At 64.5% G+C, this 17,835-nt stretch carries 13 protein-coding genes and 2 pseudogenes; 10 read left to right on the forward strand and 5 right to left on the reverse strand.

Features of this window, described 5'->3' with window-relative positions; translation table 11 throughout:
• Nucleotides 1-175: 175 nt before the first annotated feature.
• Nucleotides 176-760 (forward strand): spermidine N1-acetyltransferase, encoded by a 585-nt coding sequence (gene speG, locus A9974_RS03990; protein WP_183002862.1) that lies wholly within the window; start codon nt 176-178, stop codon nt 758-760.
• Between the two features lie 165 nt (nt 761-925).
• Here the strand turns inward: speG and A9974_RS03995 are convergent, their stop codons facing one another.
• Nucleotides 926-3,325: a heavy metal translocating P-type ATPase gene (locus tag A9974_RS03995; RefSeq protein ID WP_255467996.1), complete on the reverse strand. Its 2,400-nt coding sequence runs from the start codon at nt 3,323-3,325 to the stop codon at nt 926-928.
• Nucleotides 3,326-3,422: 97 nt separating this feature from the next.
• Between A9974_RS03995 and cadR the strand changes: the two genes are divergently transcribed.
• The 7 genes and pseudogenes from cadR to A9974_RS29380 all read left to right on the forward strand — a co-directional run.
• A complete protein-coding gene (gene cadR / locus A9974_RS04000; RefSeq protein ID WP_183002863.1) occupies nt 3,423-3,857 on the forward strand; it encodes a Cd(II)/Pb(II)-responsive transcriptional regulator in 435 nt (144 codons plus the stop codon).
• A gap of 161 nt (nt 3,858-4,018) precedes the next feature.
• Nucleotides 4,019-4,612, forward strand: coding sequence for a nitroreductase (locus tag A9974_RS04005; protein ID WP_183002864.1), 594 nt, complete (start codon nt 4,019-4,021; stop codon nt 4,610-4,612).
• Between the two features lie 226 nt (nt 4,613-4,838).
• A complete protein-coding gene (locus tag A9974_RS04010; RefSeq protein WP_183002865.1) occupies nt 4,839-6,071 on the forward strand; it encodes a 3-methyl-2-oxobutanoate dehydrogenase (2-methylpropanoyl-transferring) subunit alpha in 1,233 nt (410 codons plus the stop codon).
• Between the two features lie 3 nt (nt 6,072-6,074).
• Entirely contained in the window at nt 6,075-7,118 is a 1,044-nt protein-coding gene (locus A9974_RS04015) for an alpha-ketoacid dehydrogenase subunit beta (RefSeq protein ID WP_183002866.1), read from the forward strand.
• 1 nt (nt 7,119) lies between these two features.
• Entirely contained in the window at nt 7,120-8,484 is a 1,365-nt protein-coding gene (locus A9974_RS04020) for a dihydrolipoamide acetyltransferase family protein (RefSeq protein ID WP_183002867.1), read from the forward strand.
• Between the two features lie 2 nt (nt 8,485-8,486).
• Nucleotides 8,487-9,890 (forward strand): dihydrolipoyl dehydrogenase, encoded by a 1,404-nt coding sequence (gene lpdA / locus A9974_RS04025; protein WP_183002868.1) that lies wholly within the window; start codon nt 8,487-8,489, stop codon nt 9,888-9,890.
• A gap of 238 nt (nt 9,891-10,128) precedes the next feature.
• Nucleotides 10,129-10,587, forward strand: a pseudogene (locus A9974_RS29380) (integrase); the annotation flags it as partial.
• An 84-nt stretch (nt 10,588-10,671) separates the two neighbouring features.
• Here the strand turns inward: A9974_RS29380 and A9974_RS04030 are convergent.
• A pseudogene (locus A9974_RS04030) lies at nt 10,672-11,469 on the reverse strand (IS3 family transposase); the annotation flags it as partial.
• Nucleotides 11,470-11,844: 375 nt separating this feature from the next.
• Here A9974_RS04030 and A9974_RS04035 point away from each other — a divergent pair.
• Both A9974_RS04035 and A9974_RS04045 read left to right on the forward strand, forming a co-directional pair.
• Entirely contained in the window at nt 11,845-12,270 is a 426-nt protein-coding gene (locus tag A9974_RS04035) for a glycosyltransferase (RefSeq protein WP_370539567.1), read from the forward strand.
• Between the two features lie 248 nt (nt 12,271-12,518).
• Nucleotides 12,519-14,045 (forward strand): tannase/feruloyl esterase family alpha/beta hydrolase, encoded by a 1,527-nt coding sequence (locus A9974_RS04045; protein ID WP_183002869.1) that lies wholly within the window; start codon nt 12,519-12,521, stop codon nt 14,043-14,045.
• A gap of 251 nt (nt 14,046-14,296) precedes the next feature.
• Here A9974_RS04045 and A9974_RS04050 read toward each other — a convergent pair whose 3' ends face one another.
• The 3 genes from A9974_RS04050 to A9974_RS04060 all read right to left on the reverse strand — a co-directional run bounded on the left by A9974_RS04050 (nt 14,297) and on the right by A9974_RS04060 (nt 17,806).
• Nucleotides 14,297-15,325 (reverse strand): tripartite tricarboxylate transporter substrate binding protein, encoded by a 1,029-nt coding sequence (locus A9974_RS04050; RefSeq protein ID WP_255467997.1) that lies wholly within the window; start codon nt 15,323-15,325, stop codon nt 14,297-14,299.
• A 57-nt stretch (nt 15,326-15,382) separates the two neighbouring features.
• Nucleotides 15,383-16,435: a 4-hydroxythreonine-4-phosphate dehydrogenase PdxA gene (locus A9974_RS04055; RefSeq protein WP_183002870.1), complete on the reverse strand. Its 1,053-nt coding sequence runs from the start codon at nt 16,433-16,435 to the stop codon at nt 15,383-15,385.
• A gap of 72 nt (nt 16,436-16,507) precedes the next feature.
• Nucleotides 16,508-17,806: an L-fuconate dehydratase gene (locus tag A9974_RS04060; RefSeq protein WP_183002871.1), complete on the reverse strand. Its 1,299-nt coding sequence runs from the start codon at nt 17,804-17,806 to the stop codon at nt 16,508-16,510.
• Nucleotides 17,807-17,835: the final 29 nt, after the last annotated feature.

Consider the following 17,835-nt stretch of genomic DNA (forward strand, 5'->3'; position numbering starts at 1 on the left):
CGGGTATTTAGTTACCATCGGAGAGTACGGAAATTCATAGACCCAGCATTCATGCGGTTTTTCATTGATTTTCCTGCTGAGAATCAATAAATAAGCCATTTTTATTTTAGAAAAGCCGCTATTTGGGCATTTCAGGGCAGATTCGACTACAATAGACGCACTTTCGGAGGTTTCTATGTCGGTAATATCCGATATCAAAATACGCCCCCTGGAGCGCGGCGACCTGCACTTCGTGCACAAGATCAACAACAACGACGTCATCATGCGTTATTGGTTCGAAGAGCCCTACGAGGCCTACGACGAACTGGTTGCCCTCTATGACCGCCACTTGCACGACCAGAACGAGCGGCGTTTCATCATCGAGCACGACACTGGCCAGCCCGCGGGCCTGGTCGAGCTGGTGGAAATCGACTATATCCACCGCCGCGCCGAATTCCAGATCATCATCGCGCCCAGCTATCAAGGCCGGGGCTACGCCAAGGCGGCCACCCGCATTGCGGTGGGCTATGCGTTCCGCGTGCTGAACCTGCACAAGGTCTACCTGGTGGTCGACAAGGACAACACCGCCGCCGTGCACGTGTACGAACGCTGCGGCTTTCAGATCGAAGGGCTGCTGAAGGAAGAGTTCTTTTCCAATGGCCTGTATCGCGATGCCTATCGCATGGCGCTGCTGCAGCACGAGCATCTGCGCGACGTGGGGCCGGGCGCGCCTGACGCGCCGGTGCTGCGCGACTGGCCGCAGGAAGAGCAGACGGGCTGACCGGTTCGCCGGGCCGCTGTCCGGCGAACCGGTCAGCGGGTCTGTTCATCGCCCGGCATCTACTACGGATGCGGCCACTTTCCCGGCGGCCAATCCGTGGGTCCCCAAGCAAACGCCCTGGCGGTTTCCCGCCAGGGCGTTTTGCATCGAGACGGCCGTGCCGGATCAGGCCGATTGCGGCGCGGCGCGCAGCAGGCGCAGGCCATTGGCCACCACCAGCAGGCTGGCGCCCACGTCGGCGAACACCGCCATCCACAGGGTCGCGTTGCCGGTCATCGCCAGGGCCAGGAACACTGCCTTGATGCCCAGGGCCAGCACGATGTTCTGGATCAGCACGCGGTGGGTGGCGCGCGACAGCCGCAGGAAGGTGCCGATCTTGCGCAGGTCGTCATCCATCAGGGCCACGTCGGCCGTTTCGATGGCGGTGCCGGTGCCGGCCGCGCCCATCGCGAAGCCGATGTCGGCGCGGGCCAGCGCGGGCGCGTCATTGATGCCGTCACCCACCATGCCGACCTTGCCGCTGGGCGAGAGCTTGCCTTCGATAGCGGCCAGCTTGTCTTCGGGCAGCTGATCGCCGCGCGCCTCGTCGATGCCCACCTGCTGGGCGATCGCTTGCGCGGTGGGGGTGTTGTCGCCCGTCAGCATCAGCGTGCGTACGCCCAGGGCATGCAGGTCGGCGATGGCGGCGGCGCTGGTGGGCTTGACCGTGTCGGCCACGGCCGCCACCGCCAGCACGCGGCTGCCGTCGCTCAGGGCGATGGCGCTCTTGCCTTGGCGTTCCAGTTCGTCCAGGCGCGCTTCCAGCTTGGGGCTGGACACGCCCAGTTCGCGCATCAGGCGGCGGTTGCCCAGCTGGAACAGCACGCCGTCCACTTGGCCGCTGACGCCGCGGCCGGGCAGGGCGGTGAAGTCCCGCACCTCCAGCAGCGTCTTGCCGGCTTCGCGCGCCGCATTGGCCACGGCCAGCGACACGGGGTGGTCCGAGCGCGCGGCCAGGCTGGCGGCGACCAGGGCGGCGGGCTGGCGAGTCTGGTCGGACACGTCCCAATCCTGCAGGTCCGTCTGCACCGGCTTGCCGTGGGTCAGCGTGCCGGTCTTGTCCAGCGCCAGCCACTTCAGGTTGCGGCCTTCTTCAAGATAGACGCCGCCCTTGACCAGGATGCCGCGGCGCGACGCCGCGGTCAGGCCGCTGACGATGCTGACCGGCGTGGAAATCACCAGGGCGCAGGGGCAGGCGATGATCAGCAGCGCCAGCGCGCGGTAGATCGCGTCGAACCAGGGCTGGCCCCAGAACAGCGGCGGCAGCACGGCTACCAGCAGCGCCACCCCCACCACGACGGGCGTGTAAATGCGCGAGAAGCGGTCGATGAAGCGCTGGGTCGGGGCGCGCGCGCCCTGGGCCTGTTCCACCGCGTGGATGATGCGCGCCAGCGTGGTGTTGCCCGCCGCCGCGGTGACGCGGTATTCGAACGAACCGGCTGCGTTGACGGTGGCCGCGTATACAGGATCGTTCTCGGCCTTTTCCACGGGCAGGCTTTCGCCGGTGATGGGCGACTGGTCCACCGCCGAGCGGCCGCTGACGATGATGCCGTCGGCGGCGATGCGCTCGCCGGGCCGCACGCGCACGACGTCGTCCACCTGCAATTGGGTCGCCGGCACCTCGCGCCAGTTGCCGTCGGCCTGGCGCACGGTGGCGGTTTCCGGGGCCAGGTCGAGCAGCCCGCGGATGGCGTTGCGGGCGCGGTCCAGCGAGCGCGCCTCGATCAGTTCGGCGACGTTGAACAGGAACATCACCATGGCGGCTTCGGGCCACTGGCCGATCAGCACGGCGCCGGTGACGGCGATGCTCATGAGCGCGTTGATGTTCAGGTTGCCGTTGCGCACGGCGATCCAGCCCTTGCGATAGGTGCTGATGCCGCAGGCCAGGATGGCGGCTACGGCCAGGGCCGCGGTAACGCCCCAATGCATGCCGGCGAAGTGCGAGGCTTCGGACAGCGCGGCCAGCGCGCCGGCCCCGCCGATCGCCCACCAGTTCACGGGGGCGGCGGCGGGGGCGGGCGTGCGCGCGGCGTCATCGTCGGCCAGCGGTTCGGGCGTCATGCCCAGCGAGTGGATGGCGGCCACGACGCGGTCCAGCGCGCCTTCGGCATGCACCACCGTCAGGATGCGCTGCATCAGGTTGAAGTCCAGCGCGTGGACCTCGTCCATGCCGTCCAGCTTCTTGCGGATCAGCGTTTCCTCGGTCGGGCAGTCCATCTGGCCGATGCGCAGGCGAGCCAGCATCTGGCCGGGGCCGGCTTGCAGGATGGCTGCGCCGCTGCCGGACAGGCGGATGTCGGTCGCGCCGTGATCGTGGCCGCAGCAGGCCGCGGCGGGGGCGTGGGCGTGGGCGTGCCGGTGATCGTGCTTGTGATCATGGCCGTGACCGTGGCCATGATCGTGGTCGTGGCTGTGGGAATGATCGTGATCTTGCGCCTTCGCCGGCGCATCGCCGTGCCCGCCGCAGCAGGCGTCGGCCCGCGCCGGGGCGGTGTTGTCGGGGTGTTTGATCGGTGCCAAGGACATGCTCGTTGCCTTTTCTTAAGCCAGTGAGCGCATTTCACACCTTGGAGTTACTATAGGGTCAACCCCCTGATTGCAGGGACGTGTTCCGGGAGGCGCTATGCGCATCGGCGAATTGGCCACGGCGGCCGGCACGACGGTCGAAACCGTCAGGTATTACGAGAAAGAAGGGCTGCTGCCCGCGCCGGAGCGCGGCCTGAACAATTACCGCAGCTACGGCCAGACCCACCTGGAGCGCCTGCGCCTGATCCGCAATTGCCGCGCGCTGGACATGACGCAGGACGAGATCCGCGCCATCCTGTCGCTGGCGGACAACCATCAAACGGGCTGCGGCCCCATCAACGAGCTGTTCGACGAGCACATCTCGCACGTGGACGAGCGCATCGCCGAACTGACCCAGCTGAAGTCGCAACTGACCGAACTGCGCCAGCGCTGCCTGTCGGCGCGGCCCGACACCGACGACTGCGGCATCCTGCACGGCCTGTCGGAAATGCAGGTCGAAGAGCGCCAGGAACGCCATACCCACTTGGGCTGATGTTGCCGGGGGCAGCCGGGTATGTTCCGCGCCAGCGCCCCGAGTCGCCATGCGCCGGGCAGGGGGATAGCCCACCTCGCCGCGGTCGTGGCGTAATATGAGAACCTTTCCTATTTACGCTGTTGCTGCTTTCCCCGCTTCAGCCCTATTGCGCCTGATCCATGACCCTGACCACCACCGCCACTCCGCTGCACGCCATCACCTCGCGCCGTTCCGTCAAGTTCCTGCGGGCGCCGGCGCCCAAACCCGACGAACTGGAACAGATTCTGCAGGCCGCCATGTCGGCCCCTGACCACGGCGCCTTGCGCCCGTGGCGTTTCGTGGTGATCCAGGGCGAAGCCATCGGCAAACTGGCCGACGTGGCGCTGGAAGCCGTCAAGCGCAGCGGCGATCCGCGCATGACCCCCGAAAAGGAAAAGTCGGTGCGCGAATGGATGGCCGCGGTACCGCTGTTCGTCGCCGTGGCGCAGAAGATCGCGCACGACAACACCAAGATCCCCGAGGCCGAGCAATTGCTGGCCACCGGCTGCGCCACCATGAACATCCTGAACGCCGCCCACATGCTGGGCTACGGCGCGTTCTGGAGCACCGGCATCGGCACCTACGTCGAAGACGTCCAGCACGCGCTGGGCCTGGATTCGCTGGACTACCGCTTCCTGGGCTTCCTGGCCATCGGCACGCCGGCCTGCGCCGTGCCGCCGGCGCACCGTCCGGATTTCCGCGAGTTCGTGTCGGAATGGAACGGCCCGGTCTGACGCGCCGCGCGCGTTGCCCATGATGCGAAAAACCCGGCCGCGAGCCGGGTTTTTCATTCTCTCGCGGGCCCATCGCAAGCCCTCGTGCCCTGTGCTAATCTGGCCCCCGGCCGTGCATGTTCATCCCTTTGCACGCGCCGACGATGGCAATGTTCGAGGTCACCCCCTTGGACAGTGTCTTTGGCAAGAAGAAGACGCATGACACGATCAAGCGTGGAGACAATACATGAGCCAATATGGGCCGCTGAAGTTGCACGTCCCCGAGCCTACCGGGCGTCCGGGTTGCAAGACCGACTTTTCCTACCTGCGCCTGTCGCCGCCCGGCGAGGTGCCCAAACCCCCCATCGATGTGGCCGCGATCGACACCGGTCCCCTGGCGTACAGCCTGATCCGTGTCATCGACGACGACGGCCGCGCCGTGGGTCCGTGGGCGCCGGAGATCACGAATGAGCAATTGCGCGCGGGCATGCGCGCCATGCTCAAGACGCGCATCTTCGACGGCCGGATGCTGACTGCGCAGCGCAAGAAGAAGATCTCGTTCTACATGCAGAGCCTGGGCGAGGAGGCGATCGGCTCGGCCCATGCGCTGGCGCTGGAGCAGGGCGACATGTGTTTCCCGACCTACCGCCAGCAGAGCATCCTGCTGTCGCGCGACGTGTCGCTGGTCACCATGATGTGCCAGCTGATGTCCAACGAGCGCGACCCGCTCAAGGGCCGCCAGTTGCCGGTGATGTATTCCGATAAGCCCAATGGCTTTTTCACCATTTCCGGCAACCTGGCCACGCAGTTCATCCAGGCGGTGGGCTGGGCCATGGCCTCGGCCATCAAGGGCGACACGCGCATCGCGTCCGGCTGGATCGGCGACGGCGCCACCGCCGAAGCCGACTTCCATACCGCGCTGACCTTCGCGCACGTGTACCGCGCCCCGGTGATCCTGAACGTGGTCAACAACCAGTGGGCCATCTCGACCTTCCAGGCCATCGCCGGGGGCGAGGGCGCCACCTTCGCCGGCCGCGGCGTAGGCTGCGGCATCGCTTCGCTGCGGGTGGACGGCAATGATTTCCTGGCGGTGTATTCCGCCTCGCGCTGGGCCGCCGAACGCGCCCGCCGCAACCTGGGCCCGACCCTGATCGAATGGGTGACCTACCGCGCGGGCCCGCACTCCACTTCCGATGACCCCTCCAAGTACCGTCCGGGCGACGACTGGAGCCACTTCCCGCTGGGCGATCCGATCGAACGCTTCAAGAAGCATCTGATCCTGCTGGGCATCTGGTCCGACGCCGAACACGACGCCGTGCGCGCCGAGCTCGACGCCGAGATCCAGGCGGCCCAGAAAGAAGCGGAAAGCTACGGCACCCTGGTGGACGGCCACGTCCCCAGCGCCGCCAGCATTTTTGAAGACGTCTACAAGGACATGCCGGAGCATCTGCGCCGGCAGCGTCAGCAGCTCGGAGTGTGAGTGATGGCTATCGATAACAACGCTGGTCCGGCCTCCGCGCCGATGACCATGATCCAGGCTTTGCGCTCGGCCATGGATGTCATGCTGGAGCGCGACAACAACGTCGTGGTGTTCGGCCAGGACGTCGGCTATTTCGGCGGCGTGTTCCGCTGCACCGAGGGCCTGCAGGCCAAGTTCGGCAGCTCGCGCGTGTTCGACACCCCCATTTCCGAAGGCGGCATCGTGGGCGTGGCGGTAGGCATGGGCGCCTACGGCCTGCGGCCCGTCTGCGAAATCCAGTTCGCCGACTACTTCTATCCGGCGTCGGACCAGATCGTGTCCGAGGCGGCGCGCCTGCGCTACCGCTCGGTGGGCGAGTTCATCGCGCCCATGACGATCCGCATGCCTTGCGGCGGCGGCATCTACGGCGGCCAGACGCACAGCCAGAGCCCCGAGGCCATGTTTACCCAGGTCTGCGGCCTGCGCACGGTGATGCCGTCCAATCCGTACGACGCCAAGGGCCTTCTGATCGCGTCCATCGAGAACGACGATCCGGTCATCTTCCTGGAACCCAAGCGGCTGTACAACGGCCCGTTCGACGGCCATCACGACCGTCCCGTCACGCCCTGGACCGGCCGTCCGGGCAGCGTGGTGCCCACGGGCTACTACACCGTGCCGCTGGACACGGCCGCCATCGTGCGGCCCGGCAACGCGCTGACGGTGCTGACCTACGGCACCACCGTGCACGTGTCGCTGACGGCTGCCGAAGAAACCGGCATCGACGCCGAAGTCATCGACCTGCGCAGCCTGTGGCCGCTGGATCTGGAAACCATCGTGAACTCGGTGAAAAAGACCGGCCGCTGCGTCGTGGTGCACGAAGCCACGCGCACCTGCGGCTATGGCGCGGAACTCATCGCGCTGGTGCAGGAGCACTGCTTCCATCACCTGGAGGCGCCCGTGGAGCGGGTGACCGGCTGGGATACTCCCTACCCGCACGCGCAGGAATGGGCGTACTTCCCCGGCCCGCGCCGGGTCGGCGAAGCGTTCAAACGCGCGATGGAGGTGTGAGATGGGGATTCATGTCATCAAGATGCCTGACATCGGCGAAGGCATTGCCGAGGTCGAACTCGTAGGCTGGCACGTCAAGGTCGGCGACACGGTCGCCGAAGACCAGCCGCTGGCCGACGTCATGACCGACAAGGCCACGGTCGAAATTCCGTCGCCCGTGGTGGGCCGCGTGGTCGCGCTGGGCGGCGACGTGGGCCAGGTGATGGCCGTGGGCGGCGAACTGATCCGCCTGGAAGTCGAAGGCGAGGGCAACCTCAAGGCCGATGCGGCCGCGCCGCACAAGCCGCCAGCGGCGACGCCCGCTGCACCAGCGCCGGCTGCCGCCGCCGCGCCTGCCGTCGCCAAGACGGACAAGGCGCCGGCCGCCGGCGGCATGGCGGGGCAGATCGCCGCGTCGCTGCAACCGGGCGCCCCGGCTCCGGCCGCCGGTTCCGCGCCGCAAGGCCGGGCCGCCGCAACCCGCCAGGCGCCCGCCGCCGCGCGCCAGCCAGGCGAAAAACCGCTGGCCTCGCCCGCCGTGCGCAAGCGCGCCTGGGACCTGGGCGTCGAGCTGCGTTTCGTGCCGGGCAGCGGCCCTGCCGGCCGTGTCATGCACGAAGACCTGGACGCCTATCTGCAAGGGCAGGGGGCAGCCAGCGCGCGCAGCGGCCCGGCGTACGCCGAACGCAACGACGAGGAACTCGTGCCGGTCATCGGCCTGCGCAGGAAGATCGCGCAGAAGATGGCCGAGTCCAAGCGCCGCATTCCGCACTTCAGCTACGTGGAAGAGATCGACGTCACCGAGCTGGAAGACCTGCGCGCGCAGCTGAACCAGAAGTTCGGCGAGGCGCGCGGCAAGCTGACGCTGCTGCCGCTGTTGGCGCGGGCCATGGTGATCGCGCTGCGCGATTTTCCGCAGATCAACGCGCGCTATGACGACGAAGCCGGCCAGGTGACGCGCTATGGCGCCGTGCACATCGGCATCGCCACGCAGAGCGACGGCGGGCTGATGGTGCCGGTGATGCGCCACGCCGAGGCCCGCGACGTCTGGGTCATGGCGGCCGAGATCACGCGGTTGGCGCAGGCGGTGCGCACCGGCAGCGCCGGGCGCGACGAGCTGTCGGGCTCGACCATCACCATCACCAGCCTGGGGCCGCTGGGCGGCATCGTCACCACGCCGGTCATCAACCATCCCGAGGTCGGCATCGTGGGCGTGAACCGCATCGTCGAGCGGCCCGCCTTCCGCCAAGGCGCCGTGGTGGCGCGCAAGCTGATGAACCTGTCGTCTTCGTTCGACCACCGCGTGGTCGACGGCATGGACGCCGCCCGGTTCATCCAGGCCGTGCGCGCGCTGCTGGAACAACCCGCGCTGCTTTTCGTGGAGTAAGCATGAGCCAGACAACCAAGACGACAACCTTGCTGGTGATCGGCGGCGGGCCCGGCGGCTACGTGGCCGCGATCCGGGCCGGTCAGTTGGGCGTGCCCACCATCCTGGTCGAAGGCGACCGCCTGGGCGGCACCTGCCTGAACATCGGCTGCATTCCGTCCAAGGCGCTGATCCACGCGGCCGAGGAATTCGACAAGGCCCGGCATTACGCCGGCCAGTCGGCGCTGGGCATTTCGGTGTCGGCGCCGGCCATCGACATCGGCCGCACGGTGGCCTGGAAAGACGGCATCGTCGGTAAACTGACCGGCGGCGTCGGCGCGCTGCTCAAGAAGAACGGCGTGCAGGTGGTGCACGGCTGGGCCAGCCTGCTGGACGGCAAGACGGTCGAGGTCGAGACCGCCGACCAGGGGCGCCTGCGGATCCAGTGCGAACACCTGCTGCTGGCGGCCGGCTCCGAGCCGACGCCGCTGCCGTCGGTGCCGTTCGGCGGCATCGTGGTGTCATCCACCGAGGCGCTGTCGCCCGCCGACATCCCCAAGAAGCTGGTGGTGGTGGGCGGCGGCTACATCGGCCTGGAGCTGGGCACGGTGTACCGCAAGCTGGGCGCCGAGGTGGCCGTGGTCGAGGCGCAGGACCGCATCCTGCCCACCTACGACGCCGAACTCACCAAGCCCGTGGGCGCGGCGCTGGCCAAGCTGGGCGTCGAACTGCATCTGGGCCGCAAGGTGCTGGGGCTGAACGGCGCCGGCAACGCGGTGCGGGTGCAGGACGCCAGCGGCGCCGAAACCCAGCTGCCCGCCGACCGCGTGCTGATCGCCGTGGGCCGGCGGCCGCGCACGCAGGGCTGGGGCCTGGAAAACCTGCAACTCGATCGCAAGGGCAATGCGCTGCGTATCGACGACCAATGCCGCACCTCCATGCGCGACGTCTGGGCCATCGGCGATATCGCCGGTGAACCCATGCTGGCGCATCGCGCCATGGCGCAGGGCGAAATGGTGGCCGAGCTGGTGGCGGGCAAGCGCCGACATTTCCAGCCGGCCGCGATCCCGGCGGTGTGCTTCACCGACCCCGAGGTCGTGGTGGCGGGTTTGTCGCCCGCCGACGCCGAAGCCGCGGGGTTGGACTGCCTGGCCGCCTCGTTCCCGTTCGCCGCCAACGGCCGCGCCATGACGCTGGAATCCACCGACGGCTTCGTGCGGGTGGTGGCGCGCCGCGATAACCATCTGATCGTCGGCTGGCAGGCGGTGGGGCGCGGGGTGTCGGAACTGTCGACGGCCTTCGGCCAGTCGCTGGAGATGGGCGCCACGCTGGAAGACGTGGCGGGCACCATCCATGCGCATCCGACGCTGGGTGAAGCCGTGCAGGAAGCGGCACTCAAGGCGCTGGGGCACGCGCTGCATATCTAGCGGGCTTGACGCAGACCGGCCGCGGCGCGAGGCCATCGCGCCGCGGCCGGTTTTTTTATTTCACCATGACTCCAGCGCCGAACTCTGCTGGACTACGCTGATGCTCGCTATGGCTGGTTTATCAATGGCTTAGCTGAGTTCACCATGTGCCGGTGCTTTCTGAAACTTGACCCGGCTCTCTCTCTGCTGGCCCCTATGAGGCTCCCAGGAACCGGGTCTTTCCGAGGAGTCATCATGGCAAAGCACACAGGATGGCTACCAGGCCGTCATTGACCGCAATATCATCCCGCTGCTCGGCCGCAAGAAGGTACAGGACGTCAAGCGCCCCGACATCGTCGGGCTGATGGAAAAAATGGCCTGCAAACCGGTCGACGCCAACCATGCATTCGCGGTACTGCGCAAGATGTTCAATCCGGCCGAGGTGTGGGGCTATCGCCCGGATGGCACGAACACTTGCCGGCACGTGCCGATGTTGCCGCCAGGAACAGAGACCCGACTCATCGTGAATGATGAATTGGTCCGGATCTTCCAACGTCTGCAACGGCTGGAGGGCGAAGGACTGGAGAACTACGTCATTCCGCTGGCGATCCGGCTGCAGTTTGAGTTCGCGGCCCGGCGCTCTGAAATCTGCCCGTTGCGCTGGGACTGGCGGGACTTCGAGAACCGGCGCGTGGTGTGGCCGGACAGCAAGACCGGAGTGACCTTCCCCCGCAAATTGGACAGTTAAAAACTGGAGAGTGGCTGCCTCTTTGGGTTGCACTGACCACTTTTGAACGTACTCACGCGGGGTCAGATGACCGAGTGAGCCGTGGGGACGATGATGGTTGTAGTCGTCCTGCCAAGCTCGCAGTTTTTGCTGCAGGTCGTGCAGCGTGATGAATTCATGCAGGTTAAGGAATTCATCACGCAGTCGACCGTTGAATGATTCGATCAGCCCATTATCCGTCGGCTTGCCTGGGCGCGTGTAATCGAGCTTGATGCCGCGTCGATAGGCCCAGTCGTCCAACGCCCGAAACGTGAATTCCGTTCCGTTATCCACGGTGATTGCCTTGGGCCAGCCGCGCGGAACCGCAGACCGGTCCAGCGCCTGGCCAACGGACCGGCCAGTCTGCCGAAAGTTGGCCTCTAGGCAGACGCTCTCGCGACTCCATTGATCAATGACGGTCAAGATGCGAACGCTGCGTCCGTCTAGCATCTGATCATGAACAAAACCCATGCTCCAGTGCTGGTTCGGCCCGGTCGGCACCGACGGCTTGCCCCGAAGTAGCGCACTGCGTTTACGGCGCTTGACCTTCATCCGCAATTGCAGGCCTTCCGGGCTATAGAGACGATAGACGCGTTTCTTGCCTACGTCCCAGCCTTCGCGTTGCAACATCACTGACACACGCCGGTAGCCGAACCTCGGACGACTCAGGGCGATGTCGCGAATGCACTGGCGTGGCGCACTTTGGTCTCGCGCATGACTCTTGGCGTACCAGGTCGACCGTTGCAGCAATGCCAATGCGCAAGCGCGCTGCACGCTGATCTGGAAGCGCTCGTGCATCCAAGCCGCCAGCTCGCGCCGTGGGGCGGCCTTCAGACTTTTTTTTGCACCACCTCCTGCTGGATCTGCTTGTCCCGCGTCAGATCAGCGACGATGCGCCGCTATCTGCCAGTCGCAGTCCGTAGGCGATTTGCTCTTCGGTAAATCTCGACCGCTTCATGGCTCCTCCTCGCCCCGGGCGGGGCGTTGAGAAGTAGCCTTACCTCTAGTTTTGACCTGTACGGATATTCCGGGGGAGCGTCAACAGCAGATGCTGACATTTGTTTGAAGATTCAACATGCAGAGACGTGATACAGATGTGTTCTATAGAAAATGACAAAACCCGAAATGCTGAGGGCAGGGTATGCAAAGTCTTGAAGAGTGGGGAACTTTGCGAATTGATATGTGTAAAGCATAAAATTTGAGAGAAAATTGCCTGCTTCCACGCATTCTTTGTCATTGCCGGTCGTGTCCCGCCCGCTAAGGGTCGCCCTGCTGGGCGCGAACCGGAGCATCCATACCGCGCGACGGGCCAATGGCCTGAGCGAGCGCGGACACGATGTCCACCTGCTCTCGCTCAACCCGCCGTCAGCCGACATCTCACCCGCGGTGCGGCAATACCAGCTGCCTTACGGCGCCCCTTTCGGTTATCTGTTGGCTGATCGGCGTGCGCGCCGGCTGCTCTCGCGGATTAAACCTGATCTGCTCAACACCCACTATGCGACCGGCTATGGCCTGCTGGCGCGCCGCTCCGGGATCGGTCTCGTCACCCTGAGCTTGTCGACCAACCAGGGGTGGAGCTGCGACTTCATGGCCGATGCACTATGGTCGGGACGGCGCTTCAGGACCTTCGCGTAGGATGAAGACGCCTCGAACACGGAGATTCAGACACCCCCGCCTTGGGCGATGTACTGCATGCGGTGATGTGCGGCGCAGGGCACAACATCCGCCTGATCCTGGCCGCGCTGTGGCTTTGTTGCGCTCGACTCGGGCTGTCGATACAGGCGCTCATCACGGAATTGATCGCTGCTCCAGTCGAGAACCGGCCTGCGTGCATCTGAGATCTGAGTTATTCAGGACGGACTATGTAGTTTACGGAGAAGTGGATGAAAGCTTACGTTGTGGCTGGAATGCTAGCAGTGGCGGCACTCACTGGATGCCAATCATTTGATCAGGTGGTAGCTTCGAACCTAGGGCAAGCCTGTGACGACCTTGGCCGATCGGCGACTGCTGGAATTTCCCCTGCTGTTGCCATGGATCGTCGATCCAATGCTGACCCGAACAAGGTCAAATTCAGTGCCCAGGACATTCTGGGTAGCAGCGGTGTTGGCGTGGGAGGGCAATTCGCGTTCCTGCCTGAAACGACGATCGCTAAAGTAAATGGCTCGTCGCCCCGGCTACTCAGGACCGGTGGCGCCTACGTCACGTCCGCCCGCAGAGTGGAAGTGGGTTCGGTACCGGCCTGTGACATCGTCGGCGTGATCCTTCCCGAGATCAGCACGGACCCGGCGGTTGCAGATAGAGAAAACAAGGTGTCCAACATCAGCTTCCAGTTGCTCGTTCCGCTGAACTGGAACAGTTCATCGAAGGGAAAACTGATCCAGTTCGGGGGCGGGGCGTTCAACGGTGAGTTGTTTGATCTGGGGAAGGTCCTGCAGAACTTGAATTTCTGGTCGGGAGGAAAGGCACCCCTGGCCAATGGTTATGCGTTGGTGACCAGCGATTCAGGGCATCGGGGTAAGCGTACGTCGCTGGCCTTTGTCAAGCCGCCTGCGCCCGGATATACCGTGGACCAGCAGATCGAAGTAAGGAATTTTGCCGGGGAGCATATCAAGCGAGTGCGTGACGTGGCCATAGCCATCGTCGAGCAGCTGTCCCTTGCGCGGCCAACGCGTACCTACTTCGTGGGTGTCTCCACTGGAGGTCGAGAGGCGCTCAAGGCGATATCGCTGTTTGGAGTCGACTACAACGGTGCTATTGCGGTGGCGCCCGCCTGGGATGTTACTGCAGGTGCCGCGACTGGCGAAGGATGCACAGGTCTGGCTACCGATTCAGAACAGTTTAAGAAGCTTGTCGAGGCGACGGTACCTGGAGGAACCCAGGATGAAAAGCTGGACAACTTGTGCCGCGTGGTCGAGCTCACCTGGCAACCTCCGGCGAACTTGACAGCGTTTGGTGCCGCGGGTGGGAAGCTGTTGATCGTGCAGGGCACGAGCGACAAGATTGTACCCGCGAGCAAGACCGACCTGTACTGGCAACGGTTCGTGGCGCAAACACCTGAGTGGGATGAATTCGCCCGTTATTACCACATCCCCGGATTCGATCACGGCTTCGGATATGTGCCTGACTTCGATCTTATCGGCGCTCTGAACCGTTGGGTGGATGACCACTCGCAGACACCGGAGGTGCAGGGCCTTACGTACAAGTACGCACTCGCTACCTCGCTTCCCGTGCTGCTTTGGGAGGGGCTCTTCCACGGCTTCAGTTTTCCTCTGAACGTCCATGTTCAAAAGGAAAAGCAGGTCTGCCCGTACCCCTCAGTTTCGACCCTTACAGGCAACGCCTTTAACTGGCGCCGTGCCGGGGAATGCACATTGAATCACACCGGGTTCCATGTGACCCACCCCCAATAGCAGGGCCATCAGCCGATAGAGATTTCGTCCTCCTTTGGCGCCAGGGAATTCGCTTGGGACCCGTGTTCTCGGGCGAATTCCGCAGGGGTTTTCCATGCCAGTGCACTGTGGGGCGCTCCTCGTTATAGAAACGCCGTCACGCTTCGATTTTGCTCCTTGCATCGGCCAGCGCTTCCTTGGAATCTGCGCGAGGGGGGGGGGGATTGGTCAGGCCGGATGGCACCGTCTATTCTTGTCGTCATGGCCGTTCCCTAGTCGGCCTTCACGCCCAACGCGCGCACCAGTTTTCCGTAGCGATCGGCCTCAGCGCGATTGAGCTCGACGAACTGCTGGCGCGACAGCGAGGGAATCTCTCCACCCATGCTCCGCAGGCGCTCGCGGGTCGCTGGATCACCAAGGGCTTTTTGCAGTTCGCGGTACAGGCTGTCGAGAATGGGTTTGGGCGTGCCCGTTGGCGCGTACAGACCGTACCAGGTGGTGATGTCGACCTCGGGATAGCCTGCTTCCCGCATGGTGGGGACATCCGGAAATTGCTGTGAGCGCGTCGGCGTGGTGATAGCCAGGGCTCTCAGTTTTCCCGTCCGAATATGAGCGATAGCCGAAGAGGACGTGTCGATCATGAGCTGAACCTGGCCGCTGATCAGGTCCGGGTATGCCGCACTGCTGCCCTTGTAAGGCACGTGGCTCATCTTCAGGTCCGCGGCAATTGCCAAGACGGCGCCCGCCAGATGCTGTGTGCTACCCACGCCGGAGGACGCGTAGTTAAAGGCTTGCGGCCGTGCTTTTATCTCAGAGATCAGCTCCGCCATGCCGCGCGCCTTTTCCTTCGGGCCGACGATCAAGAGCTGCGGGACCTCGATCACCATCCCGATGGGCTGGAGGTCCTTGTTCGGATCGAATGGCAGCTTGATCATGGCCGGCGCGATGGACTGCCCTGTATTGGTGGCAAGCAGCAACGTGTACCCATCGGCGGGCGCCTTTGCCACCGCGGCGCCCGCCAGCGTATTGGCGGCCCCCGGACGGTTCTCCACAATGACGGGCTGTCCGACCGACTGCGACCAGCGTTCGGCCAGAATGCGCGCCAGGAGATCGCTGCCGCCTCCGGCGGATGCGCCCACCAACAGGCGTATCGGCTTGGACGGGTAGGCATCCTGCGCCAACACGTTGCCGGGAAACAGACATGCCATGCATAGCGACAGGACCGATGCCCATCCCGATATCGTGTTGTATTGCCGCGCTCGGGCCGGTACGGCCATCTCATGGGTCGGTCCTGTTGTCATTGTCTGTCTCCTTTTCCTGTCTCTGGGTCTTGGCCCGGCTGTCGCCCCAACGCGGCACTAGGGTGGGGGTGTGCCTTGCCGGATCAACGCCAAGGCCATGCGACAGGCAAGCTGGAACGCCCGGATGGTCGCGTCTGGATTGGCCCGGCCTTGGCCCGCGATATCGAAAGCGGTGCCGTGGGCTGGCGTGACGATGGGAATGGGCAGGCCGCCCTGCACGGTAACCCCGCGCGAAAAGCCCATCAGCTTCATTGCAATCTGCCCCTGGTCGTGGTACATGGTCACCACCCCGTCGTACTCGGGCGCATCCGGTTGGACTTTGAGGAAAATGGTATCTGCCGGAAAGGGGCCGGACACCGGCAGGCCGCTGGCGCGCGCGACCGCGACGGCCGGCCCGATCACATCGAGCTCTTCGCGGCCGAAGGAGCCGTTGTCGCCATTGTGTGGATTCAATCCGCAGACAGCGATACGCGGTTGTTCAATGCCTGAATCGACCATTGCCCGATGAATCAGCTCGATGGCGCGAATGACTCCCTCGACGGTGACCTGCCGCGCGACATCGCGCAGCGGAATATGAGAGGTGACGCGGGAAGTCCAGAGCTTGTCCAAGACGTTGAACTCACATACGGGCCCTTCATGCCGGATCTGCTGCGCAAACCAATGCAGTTCATCGCTGGTTTCCATTCCGCCCAGATGCAATGAATGCTTATTGAGCGGAGCGAACAGGATGGCATCCGCATGTCCCTGGCTTACGGCGTCCAGGGCCAGACCCAGTGTCCGCAGGCTATAGCGTCCACCTGCCGCTGTGCTGACCCCGCGGACAAAGCCAGCCGGATTGGTTCCGAGAAAGGGCAATATGACGGGGCGGCCTGTCGCGCCCTGCTCGCGGAGGTCGAGATGGGCGAGCGATTCGATTTCGCGGCAAGGCGTATGTTGTCCAGCGGCATCCATGCCGCGCCGCAGTTCGTCCGGATCGGCGATCACAAGTAGATCGGCGCGTGTGGTGGTTTCGGGCTGGGCCAGCAGCCGCGCGACCAGTTCGGGGCCAATGCCCGCCGGGTCTCCCAGGACGACTGCAATGCGCGGCTTGCGCGAAGCGTTGGGTATCATGAGGGGCCTTCCAAAAAGGCGGCATCGGAGACCGCGGATATCGGGTGTCAGCCGGGGGGGCCAGGCCAGGGGTCACGCCCAAACGGCGCCGTTCGGAAACTCGTGCGCCGCCAGCGTTTCCGGGTACAGCTCGATGCTGTAGCCGGGCCGCTTGGGGGGCATATATCGACCACCGTGAATGACGACCGGATCGAGGAAGTGTTCGTGCAAGTGGTCCACATACTCCAATACGCGGCGGTCGAGAGAGGCGGAGACACCGATATAGTCGAACAGCGCGATATGCTGTACGTACTCGCACAGGCCCACGCCGCCCGCGTGCGGACATACCGGAACGCCAAACTTGGCCGCCATCAATAGCACTACCAGCACTTCGTTCAGCCCGCCCAGGCGCGCAGCATCGACCTGGCAGAAGTCGATTGCGCCGGCCTGCAGCAATTGCTTGAACATCACGCGATTGTGGCAGTGCTCGCCCGTGGCGACGCCGATGGGCGCTACGCGCCGGCGGATAGCGGCATGCCCAAGTATGTCGTCAGGGCTGGTGGGTTCCTCGATCCACCAGGGTTCGAAGGCCGCCAGGCGTCGCATGTTGTGAATGGCCTCATCCACCTCCCACACCTGGTTCGCATCCATCATGAGCGTGCGTTCCCAGCCGATTTCTTCGCGCAGGATCGTTGCGCGGCGGATGTCCTCTTCGATATTTCCACCGACTTTCTGCTTGAAATGCGTCCAGCCTTCGGCTATTCCCTCTCTCGCCAGGCGCCGCACTTTCTCTTCCGGATAGCCCAGCCAACCCGCCGAGGTGGTGTAAGCCGGATAGCCGCGCTCCAGCATTTCGCGTTCGCGCGCGCCGCGTGTTGGCAGTCGGCGGCGCAATAGCGCTATCGCCTCCTCAGGCGTCAGGGCGTCCATTACGAAGCGAAAGTCCAGGCAGCGTACCAAGTCTTCCGGACTCATGTCCGCCAGAAGCTTCCACACCGGCTTGCCGACGGATTTTCCCCAAAGGTCCCACACCGCGTTGACGATGGCGGCCGTTGCCAGATGGATCACACCCTTGTCAGGGCCGACCCAGCGTAGCTGGCTGTCCTCTGTCGTGATCTGGCGCCAGAACGCGCCCATGTCGGCGGTGATCTCTTCGAGCTTGCGGCCCTCGACGAAAGCCTGGAGCGATTTCACCGCGGCTACGCACAACTCGTTGCCGCGTCCGATGGTGAATGTCAGGCCATGACCCTCCAGGTCCGAACGGTCAGTATGCAGCACCACATAGGTCGCGGAGTAGTCGGGCGCAGCGTTCATCGCATCGGAGCCGTCGAGCGAGCGAGACGTGGGGAAGCGGATGTCCCGCACGGAAAGGCGTTTAATGAGAGTGGACATGGCAAGCAGGGAAAAGAGTCAATGGATAG

Source organism: Achromobacter sp. UMC71 (assembly GCF_014170305.1).
Lineage (GTDB): Bacteria > Pseudomonadota > Gammaproteobacteria > Burkholderiales > Burkholderiaceae_B > Achromobacter.